The following is an 18475-nucleotide window of genomic DNA, read 5'->3' as shown; positions in this document are numbered from 1 at the left end:
CACAAAATTTCTAATAATTTTCAAAGAATTTGAAATAGGAATTTCAAAATTATTTTGTAAATAATATATTATTCTTCTAATTATTTTATATTTGAAAAATCATACTTAATATATCTAATTTACACACATCATTAAATATTCAATAAATTATTCATAAGATAAAAATATTTACTAATAAGTGCAATAATTTTATAATTTTTAACAAGTTTTAAAAATTAATTTTTATTTAAGGAGATTTATGAAAAAGATTTTTCTAAGCTGTGCTTTAGTGGCTTCTATGTTTGCTGCTGAGCAATTTAGCGGTAAGATTATTAATCTTTACACTTCAGTAGATGCTAAAAAAGCTGAAGGAAAGTTACTTCCAACAAATGCTTTTGAAATTACAAAAGATGGCGATATGGCAGAGCTTACAATTAAAGGATATTACAATCCTAATTCAGGAAATATTTTATATTTCAATGACAAAAATAGAATATTAGTTGCTGCATTTGGTAAAAATTCTAAAGTAGATTTTAAGGTTGAAAAAGAATTAAAAAATGGTTTTAGCATAGCTTCAATTAAAGTTTATGCAAAAAAAGAAGAATTAGTTGATTTAGAAAGTTCAGCTAAGCCACTTCTTGAAAAAGGTAAGGCTATGTTTGAAGAAAATTGCGGAATTTGCCATCCACTTCATCCTGTAACTGAGTTTAGTGCAAACCAATGGCCTGCAACATTCAAAGCAATGGAAACAAGAACAGGAATTGATAAAGAAGACAGACAATTAGTAGTGCAATATCTACAAAAACATGCAAAAGATATGAAATAACGAAAGGAGAAATTATGTTAAATAGAAGAAGTTTTTTAAAAGGTTCAGCAGCAGTTGGTGCTATGAGTTTTGCTCCTATTAATTTACTTGGAGCTGAAAGCAAAGCAGTTGCTAGTGGTTTAGTAAAAAATGGCGAAGTTGTAACAGGTGCTCACTGGGGTATTTTAAAATTAACTATAAAAGATGGTAAAGTTGTAAAAAGCGAACCATTTAACGCAAAACAAACAAAGACTTTAACAAATGATTTACAACACTACACACCTGATTTAGTGTATGCTAATCGTGTAAAATATCCTTATGTTAGAAAGAGTTTCTTAGAAAATCCACTAGATAATAAACCTGAGCTTCGTGGTAAAGATGAGTGGGTTCGTGTAAGCTGGGATAAGGCTTTAAAGCTTGTAGCTGAAGGTTTAAAAAGAACTTATGATGAAAAAGGTGCTAATGGAGTTTTTGCTGGTAGTTATGGTTGGAAATCAAGTGGTAACGTTCATAACTCAAGAATATTACTTCATAGATTTATGAACTTAACTGGTGGATTTGTTGGTTCATTAGGAGACTATTCAACTGGTGCATCACAAGTTATTATGCCACATGTTGTAGGTTCAATTGAAGTTTATGAGCAACAAACCAACCTAGATTTAGTATTAGAAAATACAAAAGTTATTGTTATTTGGGGAGCAAACCCTATTGATACACTAAAAATTGCATGGACTGTAACCGATGGCGAAGGTCGTGCTTATATGGAAAAAATCAAAGAAAGCAAAATAAAAGTAATTTGCATTGACCCAAGAGCAAGCAATACGGTTAAGTTTTTTGAAGGCAAAGGTGATTGGATAAAACCAAGACCAAATACTGACGTTGCTATGATGATGGGTATGGCTACCTATTTAATTGATAAGAAGCTTTATGATGCTGAATTTATGGAAAACTATACAGTAGGATTTGATAAGTTTAAAGACTACTTAATGGGTAAAACTGATGGCGTTAAAAAAGATAGCAAATGGGCTGAGAAGATTTGTGGCGTAAAAGCAAGTGTTATTGAGAATTTAGCAAAAGAATTAAGAGAAAACCTAAGTTTAGTAATGAGTGGTTGGGGTATGCAAAGAGCCCATCACGGAGAGCAACCTCACTGGATGCTTGTAACTTTATGTGCAATGCTTGGTCATATTGGTAAAGATGGTGGTGGATTTGGTCTAAGCTATCATTATTCAAATGGTGGTGTTGCAACTACAAATGCTCCAATCGTAGGTGGAATTAATGCTAGTATGAATGGTCTTTGGGATAAAGGAGTATTTAAAGGCGTTAAACAAGGTAGCTTTGATAAAAATGGAAAATTTATTGCTGGTGAGAGTAAGGGTGGAGAAAATTTACCTGAATGGTTATCAAAAACAAGCGATAACGAAATTCCAGTAGCAAGAATTGCTGATATGCTACTAAACCCAGGTAAGACAATTGATCATAATGGTAAGAAGATTACTTATAGTGATATAGATTATATTTACTGGGTAGGAGGTAATCCATTCGTTCATCACCAAGATTTAAAAACTTTAGTAAAAGCATGGCAAAAGCCAAAAACAATAGTAGTAAATGAGATTTACTGGACTCCAACAGCTAGAATGGCTGATATATTACTTCCTGCAACTAGCCAATATGAAAGAGATGATATTTCTATGAGTGGGGATTATTCAAATATGCATATAGTTCCTATGAAAGCTGCAGTTGCTCCGGTAGGTGAGAGTAAAGATGATATGCAAATTTTCATTGAACTTGCGAAAGTTTATGGAACAATTAGTGCGATTAGTAAAGGTGCAAGTGAAAAAGATGCAGCAATGCTAGCTACAAAACTAGTAAATGCTTATACAGAAAATCAAACTCCATTTGAAATGGTAGAAAAATACTATAACGCTGCAAAATCAAGCTCAAGCGTAGAAATGCCAAGCTTTAAAGATTTCTGGGAAGCAAACAAGGCATTAGAATTTGAAGCTGACCAAAGTGCTTATGAATTCGTTCGCTTTAAAGATTTCGTAGAAGATCCTATCTTAAATCCACTAGGAACTCCAAGCGGACTTATAGAGATTTATAGCGAAACTATTGAAAAAATGGGTTATAAAGACTGCAAAGCTCACCCAACTTGGATGGAACCAATCGAGTGGTTAGGTATGAAAGATAAACCTGCAGAGTTTCACATGGTAAGCCCACACCCAACAAGCCGCTTACACTCACAACTTTGCCATACAAGTTTAAGAGAAACTTATGCTGTAAATGGACATGAGCCAATCTTAATTAACACTAAAGATGCAAAAGCTAAGGGTATTAAAGATGGCGATTTAGTAGAAGTATATAATGCTCGTGGTAAGGTAATTGCTGGTGCAAAAGTTAGCGATGATGTAATGGCTGGCGTTGTTGTATTACAAGAAGGTGGCTGGTATGATCCTGATAATAACGGCGATTGCAAATATGGTTGTGCAAACGTGCTAACAATTGATATTCCTACAAGTGAGCTTGCAAACGGAAATATCTCTCATACAGCACTAGTAAATATTAAGAAATTTGAAGGTAAAGCACCTGAAATCGTAGTATTTACTGAACCTGTAAAAGCATAATAATAGGGGCAATTTGCCCCTAAAGAATTTGAAATAGGAATTTAATTATTCATTGTTTTTTCAAACTTAAAAAACCATTCTAACTCTTTAAGATTATTAAATTTATCGGATAAATTTGATAATTGAACTATTTTAAAACCACATTTATTAACATAAAATGAATATTTCTTATTTCAAAATAAGGCGTAATTGTGCTTTAAACTTTAGTTTTAGGAAAAGCTTTTCTATCATTTGCCAAGTCATAACCCTTGCTATGAAATTTTTCAAGTATATAAAATAATTCAAGGCTATTATTTTGAGTATTTTCATCTATTAATAAACAAACTCCACCGACCTTTATATCTTTATTATAAACATAAAAATTTTTAGCCTTTTTATTCTTTAGAGATTTTAAAATCTCATCAATTGTAATTACATTTTCACTTGTTTTATCTTTAAAACTTATTTAAAAAGTCTTTTGTACATCTTTTGCAAAATTGCAAAACTCATCACTATAAATTTCTATTAATTTCATCTTTTTCCTTAAGTAAAATATGAAAATATATTATTAGAATATATGTAACTCTTATAATAAGTTTATTTTTTATAGCATTAATAAAGTACCTAAAAGAATTTGAAATAGGAATTAAGTAAGTGAAAATCTATTAAGTATCTTTAAAATATAGCCTAGCTGCAAAGCCTACTGCTAAAATTATCATTGTTCCTATTAACATTATTGATACTAAAGAAACTAACATTTTTTACCCCTTTAAAAATATTTATAAAGCACAGCGTTAATTCCACTTGGCATATCGCTTGTAGCTTCTAGTTCTTCTATCTCTTCGTATTTTTTACGAGCTTTTTGTTGCTCTTGCTCTCTTTGCCCGTCTTTTTTATCACCAAAGTTCATAGCAAGTCCGGTAAAGCCCATATTTACAAGGCTATTTTTAAACTCTTGTTGGTTAGCTATGAATAGGTTTAAGGTGTTTTGGTTGTTTGAGTTTAAGTTAATATGTAAATTATTTCCTCTAGCAACCATTGTTACATTAATTTCTCCTAATTCTTTAGGATTTAAATTAATACTAACTTTGTGGCTTGGAGCTTTAAATTTTTCTATTTCTTCTTTAAAATCTCTTGTAAAATTATCAATTACTAATTTTGTTTGCTCTTTGCTAAGTTCTTTATTAGGATTTAAGAAATCAAGCTTTAAGCTCTCTGGTAAGCTTATTTTTTCTTTATTTACTTCTATTTTATCATCACTTTGAACTAGCTCTTCAAAACTTTCTTCAGTTGGCATAATTATTTCATTTTCTATTTTTGGCAACTCATTTTGGATAGGTTTTTCTGCTTGAATTTGAGTTTGCATTTGTGGTTTTATGAAATCTTTTGCTATTTCTTTATTGTCTTTTAAAGTAATAGGAACTTCTTTTATATTTTGTTTAGGTGTATCGTTTTCGTTTGATATTACTTTTAAAATCTCAGCTCTTAATTCCTTACCTGGTTTTACTTCATTTGTATCTTTTGAAATTTTACTTAAAAGCTCATTTAAAGCCCCAGTTTTTAGAGTGCTTTCAATGTTTTTTTGTTGTTGATTGTTTGCTATTATTTTTTCTGTTGTTTTATTATCTAGTTTTACTTCTTTTTGATTTAGTATATTTTCAAGATTGATTTTTTTTACATCTTCTAATTTAGTGCTTTTAGGCTCTTTATTTAAAGCATGTGAGAAGAAGTTTTGCTCATATAATTTCGGATATGGCTTAGCAAAAATTTGCTCGTTATATTCATTGTTTTTGATTTTTTCATAAGTTATATTGCTAAGGCCTAATTTATGTTCTTTAGCAAGTTCAACAAGAGAATGAACGCTTGTAGTATTTGCAAAAGTTTCAAGGTTTATTTTATTATTTACTATGTTTTTTAAACTAGAAAAGTTATTAAGCTCAGCATTTTTACTATCTTGTTTTAATATGGTTAAAAAGTCTAATATTTGAACGAAATTTAAGTCATCAAATAATTCTTTTCCATATTCAAAATCTTGCATAGATTTTTGTATATCTTGCATTATTTCAGCTTCGCTAATTTGCAATCTTTCAGGCAAAAATTCATTAACTTCTTTTGCATTTTTTACAATTTGCGATACTTTTTCATTTAAATTTTTTGGATTTTGTAAAAGATTTGCTAATAAATTAGGTTCTTTATTGCTAGGCTTTTCGTTCAGTAATGATGATGCTAGATTTATTTCAGTGTTTGCTTGCTTTAAATCTTTGTATTTTATCTCATTTTTTGCTTTAAAGACATTTTGCATAACTAATAAATTATTTTTAGTATTTTTAGCATCTGTTTGATTAAATAATAAATCAGCAAAGCCTTCCCCGCTTGATTTTTTTGAACCTTTACCTTTTTTTGCACTTAGGTTTTTTACATCTTGTAAAATTAATAAATCTTTCATTTTTATCCTTAGTTTAAAACTTCACAAGAATTAGCAAAATCCGTTCCAATTTTTTGTATTTATATATCTAAAAATTAACTTAATTTAATTAAACTTTAACTTTAAATTAAGGAGAAAACATTGAGTATTAGAAATATAGCAGTAATTGCACACGTAGATCACGGCAAAACTACAATGGTTGATCAATTATTAAAACAATCAGGAACTTTTAGCGAAAGAGAGCAAATTGATGATCGTGTAATGGATAGCAATGACATTGAGAAGGAGCGTGGTATTACCATTCTTTCAAAAAACACAGCTATTAATTACAAAGGTACAAAGATAAATATTATTGACACTCCAGGCCACGCAGATTTTGGTGGAGAAGTTGAGCGTGTTTTAAAGATGATTGATGGGGTTTTATTAATCGTTGATGCTCAAGAAGGTGTTATGCCACAAACAAAATTCGTTGTTAAAAAAGCTTTAGCATTAGGTTTAAGACCAATAGTTGTTGTAAATAAAATAGACAAACAAGCAGCTGATCCTGATAGGGTTATTAATGAAGTGTTTGATCTTTTTGCAGCACTTGATGCAACTGATGAGCAATTAGATTTCCCTGTTATTTATGCAATAGGTAAAGAAGGAATTGCAAAAAAAGAATTAGATGATGATAGTAAAGATATGCAACCACTATTTGACAAGATTATTGAGCATGTTCCAGCTCCAAGTGGTAGCAATGACAATCCTTTACAATTACAAGTTTTCACATTAGGTTATGATAACTTCGTAGGTAAAATCGGTATTGCAAGGATTTTTAACGGAACTATTACAAAAAATCAAAATGTAATGTTAGCAAAAGCTGATGGAAGCAAACAAACAGGAAGAATTTCAAAATTAATAGGCTTTATGGGCTTAGAAAAAATGGATATTGATAATGCAAGCACTGGAGATATCGTAGCGATTGCAGGTTTTGATGCTTTAGATGTTGGAGATAGCATTGTTGATCCTGCTAATCCTGTGCCACTTGATCCACTTCATATAGAAGAGCCAACTTTAAGCGTTGTATTTAGCGTAAATGATGGTCCTTTAGCAGGAACTGAAGGAAAGCATGTTACAAGTAATAAAATCGCTGAAAGACTTGAAGCAGAAATGAAAACAAATATTGCGATGAGATATGAAAATATCGGCGAAGGTAAGTTTAAAGTAAGTGGTCGTGGTGAGTTACAAATCACAATTTTAGCTGAAAATATGAGAAGAGAAGGCTTTGAGTTTTGCCTTGGACGTCCTGAAGTTATTGTTAAAGTTGAAAATGGTGTAAAAACTGAGCCATTTGAAAACTTAGTAATAGATGTGCCTGATGAGTTTAGCGGAACGGTTATAGAAAAACTTGGAAGAAGAAGAGCAGAAATGAAGAGCATGGTTCCAACAGGTGATGGACAAACTAGACTTGAGTTTGAAATCCCTGCTCGTGGTCTTATTGGCTTTAGAAGTCAATTTTTAACCGATACTAAAGGCGAAGGTGTAATGAATCATAGCTTTTTAGACTTTAGACCATTTGTAGGTAGCGTTGAAAAACGCCAAAATGGAGCGCTTGTAAGTATGGAAAACGGAGTTGCGCTTGCTTATTCATTATGGAATCTTCAAGATAGAGGAGTGTTATTTATAGACCCACAAGCAAAAACTTATATAGGAATGATTATAGGAGAGCATAGCCGTCCGAATGATCTTGATGTAAATCCTATTAAAGGAAAAAACTTAACTAACGTTCGTGCTAGTGGAAGTGATGAGGCTATTAAGCTTGTTCCACCTAGAAAGCTAAATCTTGAGCGTGCTATGGAATGGATTGAAGAAGATGAATTAGTAGAAGTTACTCCACAAAATATTCGTATTAGAAAGCGTTATTTAGATCCAACGGTAAGACGCCGTATGGAAAAATCTAAATCTTAATTTTAAATTCCTATTTCAAATTCTTTTTGAAATAGGTTCTAAAATCAAGTATTTACACTTTTGTTAAGCAAAAACAATTAAAATTAAAACATTATGAAAAAAGCAAAACCTATTAGAATGTGTATCATCTGTAAGAATAGAAAAAATCAAAGCGAATTAAAGCGTTTTCAAATACTTTCAAATGAAGTATTATTTAGCTTTAATAGCGGAAGAAGTATGTATTTATGTGATATTTGCTTAGCTAAAGATGATAATGAATTTTTAAAATCTTTGCATAAGGTTGTTAAAAATAACATAGACAAAAAAGAACTTGCTAGTAAAATAAAAGAAAGGTTTTTATAAATGGCGAATGTAAAAATTAGTGAAATTGCAACAGAATTAGGGTTTTCAAATAAAGAAACTTTAGAAAAAATCAATGAATTAGGATTTGAATTTAAATCGGTTCAAAAAGCAGTTAATGAAGAGATTGCAGGTGCAATTTATGAATATTTAAAAAATGGCACAATTCAACAAGTGTTAAAAGATGAGGTTGCAAAATCTACAAAAAGCGTTAAAAAATCTAACACAAAAGCAACTACTACTAAAAATTCTAAAACTAAAACTGAAAAGGTTGAAAAAACAAAAAAAACTGAAACCAAACAAAAGGAAGTAAAAGCAGAAGTTAAACAAGAACCTAAAGAAGAAAAAAAAGAAGAAATAATAGTAGAAGAAAAAATCACTAAGGTAGAAGTTAAAGAAGAAATGAAAACTAATGAAGTAGAAAAAAAAGAGCAACCTAAAGAAGAGCCTATGAGTCTTGCAAAAAGTGGTCTTGAAAAACGCCGTGGATTAGTAATTATTAAGAAAAAAAATGCAGTAAAAGAAGAGCCAAAAGAAGAGATTAAGCCTAAAGCAAAATCTCAAGAACCTGTTTCTTTTGCATCAATTTTTAGCACAGATGAGAGTTTAAAAAAGAAAAAAGCAAAAAAAATAGTTCCTGCAGCTAAAAAAGAAAGCTCATCTAAAATGGATTTTGATACTAATTTTGCAGAAATTAATGACGATGAAGATGATATGGTTGTAATGCCTGATTTTTCATTTAATGAGAAAAAAGAAGAAGAAAAACCAGCAAAAGCTCAAAATTCTTTAAGAAGTGCATTTAATAATCAAATCAATCAATTTACAAATAATTCAATAGCAAGATCTCGCCGTAAAAAATCTAAAGCTTACAAAAAAGAGCAAAATAACGAAGAAATTACTAGCGTAAAAATTCCAAAAGAAATAAGATTATATGAATTAGCTGAAAAACTAGGCAAAAAAGATAGCGAATTAATCTCAAAATTATTTATGCAAGGAATGATGACAACTAAGAATGATTTCTTAGATGAAGAAACAATTGAGATTTTAGGTCTTGAGTTTGGAATTGAGATTAGCTTTTTTGATGAAACTGCACAATTTGACTATGTGGCTGATTATGAAGAAAATCAAGAAGAATTAAATGATATAAAAGTTCCTGTTGTTACTATCATGGGACACGTTGATCATGGTAAGACAAGCTTACTTGATTATATTAGAAATAGCCGTGTAGCAAGTGGTGAAGCTGGTGGAATTACTCAGCACGTAGGTGCTTATATGGTTAATAAAAATGGTAAAAACATTACCTTTATCGATACTCCAGGTCACGAGGCTTTCTCTGCAATGCGTGCAAGGGGTGCGAGTGTAACTGATATAGTAATCATTGTAGTAGCTGCTGATGATGGTGTAAAACCACAAACAAAAGAAGCAATTTCACACGCAAAAGCAGCAGGTGTTCCAATCATTATCGCAGTAAATAAAATAGATAAAGAAGCAGCAAATCCTGATAGAGTAAAAACTCAATTAGCAGAGCTTGATATTATGCCAACAGAGTGGGGTGGAAGTCATGAGTTCGTTCATATTAGTGCTTTAAAAGGAACTGGGGTTGAAGATTTACTTGAAATCATTTTACTTCAAGCTGAAATCCTAGAACTTCGTGCTAATAAAAACGCAGCAGCAAAAGCAAATATAGTAGAAAGCTCACTTCAAAAAGGTCGTGGTGTAGTAACAACCGTGATTATGGAAAACGGAACGCTAAAAGTTGGAGATACCGTTGTTGCTGGTATTGCTTATGGAAGAATTAAAAGCATTACAGATAGTAAAGGCAATGCACTTAAAGAGATTTTACCAGGCGAGTGCGGTGTGATTATGGGTCTTAATGAAATACCTGATGCAGGCGAAACTTTAATTAGCGTGGCAACTGATAAAGAAGCAAGAGATTATGCACAAAAACGCCATGAATATCTAAGACAAAAAGAATTAAGTAAATCAACTAAAGTAAGTCTTGATGAACTTAGTGCAAAAATTAAAGAAGGCAATTTAAAATCTCTTCCTGTGATTTTAAAAGCTGATGTTGGTGGAACATTAGAAGCTATTAAAGGAAGCCTTGAAAAGCTATCAAACGATGAAGTAAAAGTTGATATAGTTTTAGGTGGTGTTGGTGGTATTTCTCAAGGAGATATTGCTTTAGCACAAGCTAGTGGTGGTGTGATAGTAGGATTTAATGTTCGCCCAACAGGTGATATTAAAGAAAAAGCAAAAGAAGCTAAAGTAGAGATTAAAACATACAATGTAATTTATAATCTAATTGATGAAATCAAAGCTATTTTAGGTGGCTTAATGAGTCCTATTATTAGTGAAGAACAACTTGGACAAGCAGAAATTAGACAAGTAATCAATGTTCCAAAAGTAGGGCAAATCGCAGGATGTATGGTAACAGATGGTAGCATTGTAAGAGGTGCAAAAATCCGTGTTATTCGTGAAGGTGTTGTTGTTTTTGAAGGAGAAATTAGCTCTCTTAAACGCTTTAAAGATGATGCTAAAGAAGTTAGCAAAGGTTATGAATGTGGCGTTGGTATCGTAGGATTTAACGATATGAGAGAAGGCGATTTTATTGAAAGCTATAAAGAAGTTCAAAGTAAGGTAAGTCTATAATGAATGATAAAGCACAAATCAAGCGTCTTAGAACTCAAAGTTTATTAAAAGAATTAATAGGAGAAGCCTTAGCTAATTTAGATGATCCTATGCTTAATTCTTTGCTTGTAAATGATGTAGATTGTAAGAAAGGTCGCTATGATGCTTTTATTTATTTAGATAAAATGGGGCTAACTAAGGATGAACAAAATTTAGTTTTGTCAAAATTAAGAAAAGTTAGCAAAGTATTGCAAGCTCATTGTTTGGGAGCTTTGGGTATGTATAGATGTCCAAATTTTCATTTTAAGTTTGACGATAGTTTAGATAAAATCAATAGAATAGAAGAATTATTTAAACAAATTAATAAAGAAAGGCAATAATGCAGCTAGATGATTTAGCTAAACAGCTTAATTTAGTTATTTACGATACTGAATTAGCAAAAGAAGGCGACAATTTCATTTACAGAATTTATATTTTGAAAAATTCTAGTAATAAATCAGTTAGCCTAGATGATTGCGAAAAATTTAGCAGATTAATCTCTCCTATATTAGATTTAAATCCGCCAACGGATGAAAAATACTTTTTAGAAGTTAGTTCTCCTGGACTTGAGAGAAAGCTAACAAAACCAGAGCATTTTAAATTAAGCATAGGCGAAATTGTAAAAGTAAAAACTAAAGAAAAAGAAGAAATCATTTCAAAATTACTTAGTGCAGATGATGAAAATATCGCTTTAGAAGACGGCACTATTTTAAATTACGCAGACATTAAATCTACAAAAACTTATATCTATTGGTAAGGCCAAGCCTTACCTATATACTCTCACACTCAAATTAATTTAACCATTTTAAACAAGACAAAACAATTTAAAGGAAAAGTATGAATACTATTAATAAAAAAGATACTAAAACGCTTATTTTAAGTGCGTTGGGTGGGACATTAGAGTTTTATGATTTTATCATTTTTGCGATTTTTACGCCGTATTTTACTCATCATTTTTTTCCAGCTGAACTTGATGAGAGTATAAAATTACTTAATACTTATGGAGCTTTTGCGGCTGGATATTTAGCAAGACCTTTAGGTGGAGTTGTTATGGCTCATTTTGGTGATAAATTTGGAAGAAAGAATATGTTTTTACTAAGCATTATTTTAATGGTTGTTCCAACTTTTATTTTTGCCATAATGCCAACTTACGAGCAAATTGGATATTTTGCCATTGCAATATTGCTACTTATTAGATTAGTTCAAGGAGTTGCAATAGGTGGAGAATTACCTGCTGCATGGGCTTTTATATACGAGCATAGCAAAGAAAATAATAAAGCTTTATTTTTAGGGGTTTTAACAAGTGGTGTTTGTGGTGGTATTACTTTAGGAGCTCTTAGTGCTTTATTGCTTCAATTAAACTATACCGAGCAAGAAATATCAGATTATGCTTATAGAATTCCTTTCTTAGTAGGTGGAATTTTTGGTCTAATTAGTATATATTTAAGAAAATTTTTGCAAGAAACACCTGTATTTTTACAAATGAAAGCAGAAAAAAAGTTAAATGATTTTCCTATAAAAGCTGTATTAAAAGACTACAAGCAAGAAATAATTTTATCAATGCTTTTAACTTTTGTTCTTACTGCTTGTGTTGTTGTTTTGCTAATTATGATGCCAAATTTTACTAAGAAAATTTTAGAAATCAAAGCTACTTTAAACACAAGTATTCAAATAATCGCAAGTGCTTGTATGATGTTAGGGCTTGTTGTTTGCGGAAAATTAGCAGATACTTTTAAACCTAGTTTAGTTTGCATAATTTTTGCTTGTTTATTAGGAATTAGTGTTGCAAGTTACTTTTATTCTTTATATATTTTAAAAGATTTAATTATTACTTGCGTGTTTTATTTTCTTGCGGCATTTTTTGCAGGTATTGTTAATTTTACATCTTTATTTATGTGCAAACTTTATAAGGCTAATGTAAGATACACAGGTATAGGATTTTCTTATAATTTAGCTTATGCAATAGCTGGATTTTTAACTCCTATTATCGTTGTTAAATCTCACGAACACTTTAATATAGGAAGTGGATATTATATGATTTTTATATCTTGCTTAGCAATCTTTTGTGCTTTCTATTTTGATAGATTAAATAAAAGAATTTGAAATTCCTATTTCAAATTCTTTACGAAAAAGCCCTTAAGCTAGGGCTTTTTACATCATTCCTGGCATTCCGCCCATTCCGCCACCCATTGGCATAGCTGGCATATCAGCTTTATCTTCTTTAATATCGCTAATTGTAGCTTCTGTTGTAAGCAGCATTGAAGCAACGCTTACAGCATTTTGTAATGCTACACGCTCAACTTTAACAGGATCAATAATTCCAGCTTCATACATATCTACATACTCGCCACTTGCAGCATCAAAGCCTCTATTTTCATCTTTGCAAGTTTCAATTGTATTTACGATAACACCTGAATCAAATCCTGCGTTTTCAGAGATTTGGCGAATTGGGGCTTTAATAGCTCTGCGAACGATATTTGCACCGATTAACTCATCGCCTTCAAGATTTAGATTAATTCTGTTTGTAGCATGAATTAATGCAGCACCGCCACCTATTACTATACCTTCTTCAACAGCAGCTTTTGTAGCACTCAACGCATCATCAACTCTATCTTTTTTCTCTTTCATTTCAGTCTCAGTTGCAGCACCAACTTTAATAACAGCAACACCACCGCTTAATTTTGCTAAACGCTCTTGTAGTTTTTCTCTATCATAATCGCTTGTAGTTTCAGCAATTTGAGCTTTTATTTGATTAATTCTTGCATTGATTGCGTCTTTGCTACCTGCACCATTTACGATTGTAGTATTGTCTTTATCAATTACGATTGAGCTCGCACTTCCTAGATCAGCTGCATTTGCACTCTCAAGAGTTCTTCCCATTTCTTCGCAAATTACTGTTCCACCTGTTAAGATTGCGATATCTTCAAGCATTGCTTTTCTTCTATCACCAAAACCAGGAGCTTTAACAGCAGCGATATTTAAAATACCTCTTAATTTATTTACAACTAAAGTTGCTAACGCTTCGCCTTCAATATCTTCAGCGATAATTAATAGTGGGCGACCATTTTTTTGTGCAGTTTCAAGTACAGGTAAAATGTCTTTTAAGTTAGTGATTTTTTTATCATATAATAAAATTAAAGGATTGCTTAATTCGCAATTCATTTTATCAGCATTTGTAATAAAGTATGGGCTTAAATAACCTCTATCAAATTGCATACCTTCAACAACGCTTAGTTCATCATTGATTGATTTTGCTTCTTCAACTGTGATAACGCCATCTTTACCTACTTTTTCCATTGCATCAGCAATTAATTGTCCGATTTTTTCATCGCTATTTGCTGAAATTGTAGCAACTTGTGCGATTTGCTTTCTATTTCCTGCAACAGGCTTTGCTAAAGCTTTAAGTTCAGCTATGATTGCTTCGCAAGCTTTATCCATACCACGTTTAACTTCAATTGGATTTGCACCTGCAGTAATATTTCTTAAACCTTCTTTAAAGATTGCATGAGCTAGAACTGTTGCAGTTGTAGTTCCATCACCTGCTTGATCAGCAGTTTTGCTTGCAACTTCACGAACTAAACTTGCACCCATATTCTCTAAAGTATCTTTTAATTCAATTTCTTTTGCAACGCTTACGCCATCTTTTGTAATTGCTGGAGCGCCGAAACTTTTTTGAATTAATACGTTTCTTCCGCGTGGTCCCATTGTAACTTTTACAGCGTCGCTTAATTTTCTAACGCCTTCATATAATCTATTTCTTGCTTCATCTGAATAAAAAATTTCTTTTGCCATTTAAATCTCCTTATAAAATTCCTAAAATATCATCAAAACTTAGTATTAAATAGTTTTCATTATCAATTTTTAATTCGCTTCCAGCATATTTACCAAATACTACTTTATCTCCTACTTTTACATCGCTAATGTCTTTTGCAACTGCAATAACTTCGCCTTGTTGTGGTTTTTCTTTAGCATTGTCAGGTATAATAATTCCTGAAGCTGTTGTTTTTGTTTCATTTGCACATTTGATTAGCACACGTTTGTTTAATGGAGTAAAATTCATTTTCTTTCCTTTCTTGTGATTTATCACTCTAAATATTTGAGTGCTAAATTATAATAAAGATTGGTAAATCAAATCATAAAATGAGTTAAAAACACTAAATAAACTTTAGTTATAACAGCTCAAGTTTATTGATAATTTATCTTAAAGGGTATCAAATGAAAAAGCTATTGTATTCAATACTAGCACTTGTTTTAGTGCTTTTTGTCGGAATTTATTGTGTGTTATTTACGGGATTTGGAAATAACTTTGTAAAAAATATTGCAGAAAAGAAATTAAATGAAAACTCAAATATAGCAATAAAAATTGAAGAATTTGAATTAGGAATTTCAAAAATTAATTTAAAAGTTTTAGTTAATGCTATGCTAGAAGCTAAGGTAAATGGTGATTTTTCATTATTATCTCAAAGTCTTGATGTAAAATATGAGCTAAATGGTAAAAATTTAGAACTTCTAAAAATCACTGACCCGCTAAATATCGCAGGTAATATCAAGGGTAATTTTAGTGATTTTAATATAGATGGAAAAGGCGTGATTTTTACTAGCCCACTTACACTTGATGCTAATGTGAAAGATTATTTTCCAACTAAGCTAAATCTTGATGCAAATAATTTAGATGTAGAAAAATTAAGCAAAATCGCTGGAGTTGATTATGCAAGTGGCTTTATGAACCTTAATGCAAATGTAAATGAGTTTGATAAAGATAAGCTTGATGCAAAAGCTTTAGTTAGCATTTATTCAGAGCTTAAACTAAAACCTAGCATTACAAAAGATTTTGGTATTGATATTTCAAGATTTGGTAAGGTTATAATTGATTCAAAAAACACTTATAAAGCAAACGAAATTACACCTAATTTACAAATAAAATCAAATATTTTAAATCTTACGAGTAATTTTGAGCCGATTAATCTAACAAATCAAGTTGTTAAGGGTCAAGTAATTACTAATTTAAGCGAATTAGCATTTATAAATCCTACTTTAAATTCTAATTTAAAAATTACTTCAGATATTCTTTATAAAGATAAAGTTGCAAATATTAATTCAGTTTTGAGTGGTAAAAATATAAATACAAAGCTTACAAAAGTTACCATAAATCAAGAAAATACCACAATTAGCACTGATTTAAGAGCAAATGCTGAGCTAATTAGACTTCAAGGCGGTGAATTAATAAATCTTGTAGCTAATGCAAAATTAGGTAAATCAGGCTTAGAAAATGCTGATATTAAAGGACTTTTATTAGGTGCAAATTCTAATATTACATTAGGTAAAAATGATTTAAATGCAAGTATTAAAGGATTAAAATCATTAGCTTTATTAGGGCTTTTAAATCAAGATAAAATGCTTGATGCTGACATTAATATCGATGCAAAATTAAGCGATTTAAAAAACTTAGTTGGAAATGCAAATCTTGAGATTAATGGTAAAACAGTTCCGAGTTATTTTAAAAAAGCTTATGATTTAGATGTTAATTCAAAAGTAAATGCAAACGCAAATATTAAGCTTAGTGGTGCCGAAAATATTACTTTAGATGCGAAATTAATCACAGATTTAGTAGATAGCTTTAATGCTAATGGAACTTATAAAAAAGGCGTTGTTAATGCAAATTATAACGCAAGTGCAAATCTAGCTAATTTTAATAAAATGCTTAATAAAAATATGAGTGGAAATATCGCTGTGCAAGGTGATTTGGTATTTGATAAGATTTTAAATCTTACGCTAAACTCAAATGAATTTTTTGGCGGTAAATTAAACGCTAAGCTAAATGGCGATAAATTTAATGCAAATTTATCTAATGTAGCTTTAGAAAATTTATCAAAATCTTTTGATTTATTAGATGTTTATAAGGCTAATGTGAATGGGAATTTAGATTATGATTTAAAACAAGCTAGCGGAAAACTAACAGCAAATCTTGGAAAAGGTCATTTAAAATATCACAAAACTATTAAGCTAATTAATACGATTTTAAATACCGATGTAACTAAGGTTGTGTTTGATAAAGGCGATGTTTTAGTAAATATAAATAAAAATCTAATTGATTATAATGCAAACATAAGTGCAACAAATGCAAAAATCGCAGTTAGCAACGGAACTTATAATACTTTAAGTAAAGTTATAAATGCACCTATTTTAGTTTCATTTAACAATAACGAAGTAAAAGGAAAAATCGCAGGTATAGATGAAGATGTAAAATTCATCCCTGATGCAAAAAACACCGTTGAAAATGCAGTAAAAGTGCTTGATAAACTAACAGGTAAAAACAACAGCGAAAAACTTAACGAAACACTAAAACCTGCTGAAAATTTATTAAAAGGATTATTTAAAAGATGATAGCAAGATATAGCAATGATGAAATGAGTAGTATTTGGAGTGAAGAGTCTAAATTTAATGCTTGGCTAGAAGTTGAACTTGCAGCTTGCAAGGCGTTTAATAAAATAGGCGTTGTGCCAAGCACAGATTTAGAAAATTTGCTTAAGAATGCTAAGTTTGATATAGCAAAAATTAAAGAAATAGAAGAGCAAACAAAGCACGATGTAATAGCCTTTACAAGGGCATTATCACTTAATTTAGGCGAAGAAAAAAAATGGGTTCATTATGGGCTTACAAGCACTGATGTTGTAGATACTGCACAAGCCTTGCAACTTAAAAAAGCTAATGAAATTATTCTTAAAGATATGCAGATTTTGCTTGATATTTTAAAGACAAAAGCAAACGAGCATAAATATACTATTGAAATAGGAAGAACTCACGGAGTTCATGCTGAGCTTACTACTGCTGGGCTAAAGTTTGCTTATTTTTATGAAGAAATTAGACGCAATTACGAGCGTTTTAAGAGTGCTTGTGAAGAAATAAGAGTTGGTAAAATTAGTGGTGCAGTTGGAACGTACGCAAATGTGCCAATGGAAATTGAAGAGCTAATTTGTGAAAGTTTAGGGCTAAAAGTAGCAAATATAAGCACGCAAATACTTCCTAGAGATTTGCACGCAAATTATATAAGCGTGTGTGCTTTAATTGCAAGTGCCTTGGAAAGATTTGCCACTGAGATTAGACACCTTGCTAAAACAGAATGCTTTGAAATGCTTGAATATTTTAGTGAAAATCAAAAAGGCAGCTCAGCAATGCCACATAAGAAAAATCCAATAGGAAGTGAGAATATTTGTGGTCTTAGCCGTGTGATTAGGGGGTATTTGATAACTGCTTATGAAAATATAAACCTATGGCATGAGCGTGATATTAGCCATTCAAGTGCTGAGAGAATTATGCTTCCTGATGTAACAATTTTGCTTGATTATATGCTAAAAAGATTTAGTGGAATTGTAAAAAATCTCATAATTTACCCTGAGCGAATGCTTAAAAACTTAGAGAATTCTTATGGGCTAATCTATTCTCAGCAATTATTATTAACGCTAATAAATAAAGGTTATTCAAGAGAAAATGCTTATGATTTAGTGCAAAGCCTAACCAAAAAAGCATGGAGTGAAAAACTTCAATTTAGCGAAGTAATAAACGAAAACGAAGAGATAAAAAACATACTAAACGCTGATGAAATAAAAGCTGTATTTAACAGCGATTATCATCTTAAAAATGTAGATAAAATTTATGAGCGTTTAGGGCTTTAGAATTTAAAATCGGAATTTGAAATTCCTATTTCAAATT

General features: G+C 30.9%; 13 protein-coding genes. 10 read left to right on the top strand and 3 right to left on the bottom strand.

The genetic code is table 11. The features are described 5' to 3' along the window. Positions 1-238 precede the first annotated feature (238 nt). On the top strand, positions 239-805 hold the full coding sequence (locus AVANS14531_RS03175; RefSeq protein ID WP_239817818.1) for a cytochrome C: 567 nt from the start codon (positions 239-241) through the stop codon (positions 803-805). Between the two features lie 14 nt (positions 806-819). After that, a complete protein-coding gene (locus AVANS14531_RS03170; RefSeq protein WP_336611303.1) occupies positions 820-3408 on the top strand; it encodes a molybdopterin-dependent oxidoreductase in 2589 nt (862 codons plus the stop codon). A gap of 748 nt (positions 3409-4156) precedes the next feature. Here AVANS14531_RS03170 and fliK read toward each other — a convergent pair. After that, the gene (gene fliK, locus AVANS14531_RS03165) at positions 4157-5833 is read right to left on the bottom strand and encodes a flagellar hook-length control protein FliK (RefSeq protein WP_336611302.1); all 1677 of its coding nucleotides are present in this window, start codon (positions 5831-5833) and stop codon (positions 4157-4159) included. Positions 5834-5953: 120 nt separating this feature from the next. On the opposite strand from fliK, the gene typA reads away from it, so the two are divergent. From typA to AVANS14531_RS03135, 6 genes are all read left to right on the top strand, one after another. Next, on the top strand, positions 5954-7759 hold the full coding sequence (gene typA / locus AVANS14531_RS03160) for a translational GTPase TypA (protein WP_275583448.1): 1806 nt from the start codon (positions 5954-5956) through the stop codon (positions 7757-7759). A 93-nt stretch (positions 7760-7852) separates the two neighbouring features. Next, positions 7853-8101 (top strand): DUF448 domain-containing protein, encoded by a 249-nt coding sequence (locus AVANS14531_RS03155; protein ID WP_239817822.1) that lies wholly within the window; start codon positions 7853-7855, stop codon positions 8099-8101. Continuing rightward, positions 8102-10747 carry a translation initiation factor IF-2 gene (gene infB, locus AVANS14531_RS03150; protein WP_336611301.1) on the top strand — a complete coding sequence of 882 codons (2646 nt, stop codon included), beginning with the start codon at positions 8102-8104 and terminating at the stop codon, positions 10745-10747. After that, on the top strand, positions 10747-11106 hold the full coding sequence (gene rbfA, locus AVANS14531_RS03145) for a 30S ribosome-binding factor RbfA (RefSeq protein WP_239817824.1): 360 nt from the start codon (positions 10747-10749) through the stop codon (positions 11104-11106). Before infB ends, rbfA begins: the two co-directional genes overlap by 1 nt. Then, on the top strand, positions 11106-11522 hold the full coding sequence (locus AVANS14531_RS03140) for a ribosome maturation factor (RefSeq protein ID WP_336611300.1): 417 nt from the start codon (positions 11106-11108) through the stop codon (positions 11520-11522). Before rbfA ends, AVANS14531_RS03140 begins: the two co-directional genes overlap by 1 nt. Before the next feature lie 80 nt (positions 11523-11602). After that, positions 11603-12868, top strand: coding sequence for an MFS transporter (locus AVANS14531_RS03135; RefSeq protein ID WP_239817826.1), 1266 nt, complete (start codon positions 11603-11605; stop codon positions 12866-12868). Positions 12869-12916: 48 nt separating this feature from the next. Here AVANS14531_RS03135 and groL read toward each other — a convergent pair whose 3' ends face one another. Together groL and groES are read right to left on the bottom strand one after the other, a co-directional pair. Beyond that, positions 12917-14557, bottom strand: a complete 1641-nt coding sequence (gene groL, locus AVANS14531_RS03130; protein ID WP_336611299.1) for a chaperonin GroEL — start codon at positions 14555-14557, stop codon at positions 12917-12919. 10 nt (positions 14558-14567) lie between these two features. Continuing rightward, entirely contained in the window at positions 14568-14825 is a 258-nt protein-coding gene (gene groES, locus AVANS14531_RS03125; RefSeq protein ID WP_239817828.1) for a co-chaperone GroES, read from the bottom strand. A 155-nt stretch (positions 14826-14980) separates the two neighbouring features. On the opposite strand from groES, the gene AVANS14531_RS03120 reads away from it, so the two are divergent. Then, positions 14981-17149: a hypothetical protein gene (locus AVANS14531_RS03120; RefSeq protein ID WP_336611298.1), complete on the top strand. Its 2169-nt coding sequence runs from the start codon at positions 14981-14983 to the stop codon at positions 17147-17149. Continuing rightward, complete coding sequence (gene purB / locus AVANS14531_RS03115; RefSeq protein ID WP_336611297.1) at positions 17146-18438, top strand: adenylosuccinate lyase; 1293 nt, start codon at positions 17146-17148, stop codon at positions 18436-18438. The genes AVANS14531_RS03120 and purB overlap by 4 nt, the downstream gene beginning before the upstream one ends. Positions 18439-18475 lie beyond the last annotated feature (37 nt).

The organism is Campylobacter sp. Cr9 (assembly GCF_020138295.1).
Taxonomy (GTDB): Bacteria; Campylobacterota; Campylobacteria; order Campylobacterales; family Campylobacteraceae; genus Campylobacter_E.
This window is presented reverse-complemented; position numbering and strand designations above follow the sequence as displayed.

What these genes read in the sequence shown, in the direction of transcription:
- AVANS14531_RS03175 (WP_239817818.1), top strand. Translation starts at nt 239, where the DNA reads ATGAAAAAGATTTTTCTAAGCTGTGCTTTAGTGGCTTCTATGTTTGCT.
- AVANS14531_RS03170 (WP_336611303.1), top strand. Translation starts at nt 820, where the DNA reads ATGTTAAATAGAAGAAGTTTTTTAAAAGGTTCAGCAGCAGTTGGTGCT.
- fliK (WP_336611302.1), bottom strand. Translation starts at nt 5,833, where the DNA reads ATGAAAGATTTATTAATTTTACAAGATGTAAAAAACCTAAGTGCAAAA.
- AVANS14531_RS03155 (WP_239817822.1), top strand. Translation starts at nt 7,853, where the DNA reads ATGAAAAAAGCAAAACCTATTAGAATGTGTATCATCTGTAAGAATAGA.
- infB (WP_336611301.1), top strand. Translation starts at nt 8,102, where the DNA reads ATGGCGAATGTAAAAATTAGTGAAATTGCAACAGAATTAGGGTTTTCA.
- rbfA (WP_239817824.1), top strand. Translation starts at nt 10,747, where the DNA reads ATGAATGATAAAGCACAAATCAAGCGTCTTAGAACTCAAAGTTTATTA.
- AVANS14531_RS03140 (WP_336611300.1), top strand. Translation starts at nt 11,106, where the DNA reads ATGCAGCTAGATGATTTAGCTAAACAGCTTAATTTAGTTATTTACGAT.
- AVANS14531_RS03135 (WP_239817826.1), top strand. Translation starts at nt 11,603, where the DNA reads ATGAATACTATTAATAAAAAAGATACTAAAACGCTTATTTTAAGTGCG.
- groL (WP_336611299.1), bottom strand. Translation starts at nt 14,557, where the DNA reads ATGGCAAAAGAAATTTTTTATTCAGATGAAGCAAGAAATAGATTATAT.
- groES (WP_239817828.1), bottom strand. Translation starts at nt 14,825, where the DNA reads ATGAATTTTACTCCATTAAACAAACGTGTGCTAATCAAATGTGCAAAT.
- AVANS14531_RS03120 (WP_336611298.1), top strand. Translation starts at nt 14,981, where the DNA reads ATGAAAAAGCTATTGTATTCAATACTAGCACTTGTTTTAGTGCTTTTT.
- purB (WP_336611297.1), top strand. Translation starts at nt 17,146, where the DNA reads ATGATAGCAAGATATAGCAATGATGAAATGAGTAGTATTTGGAGTGAA.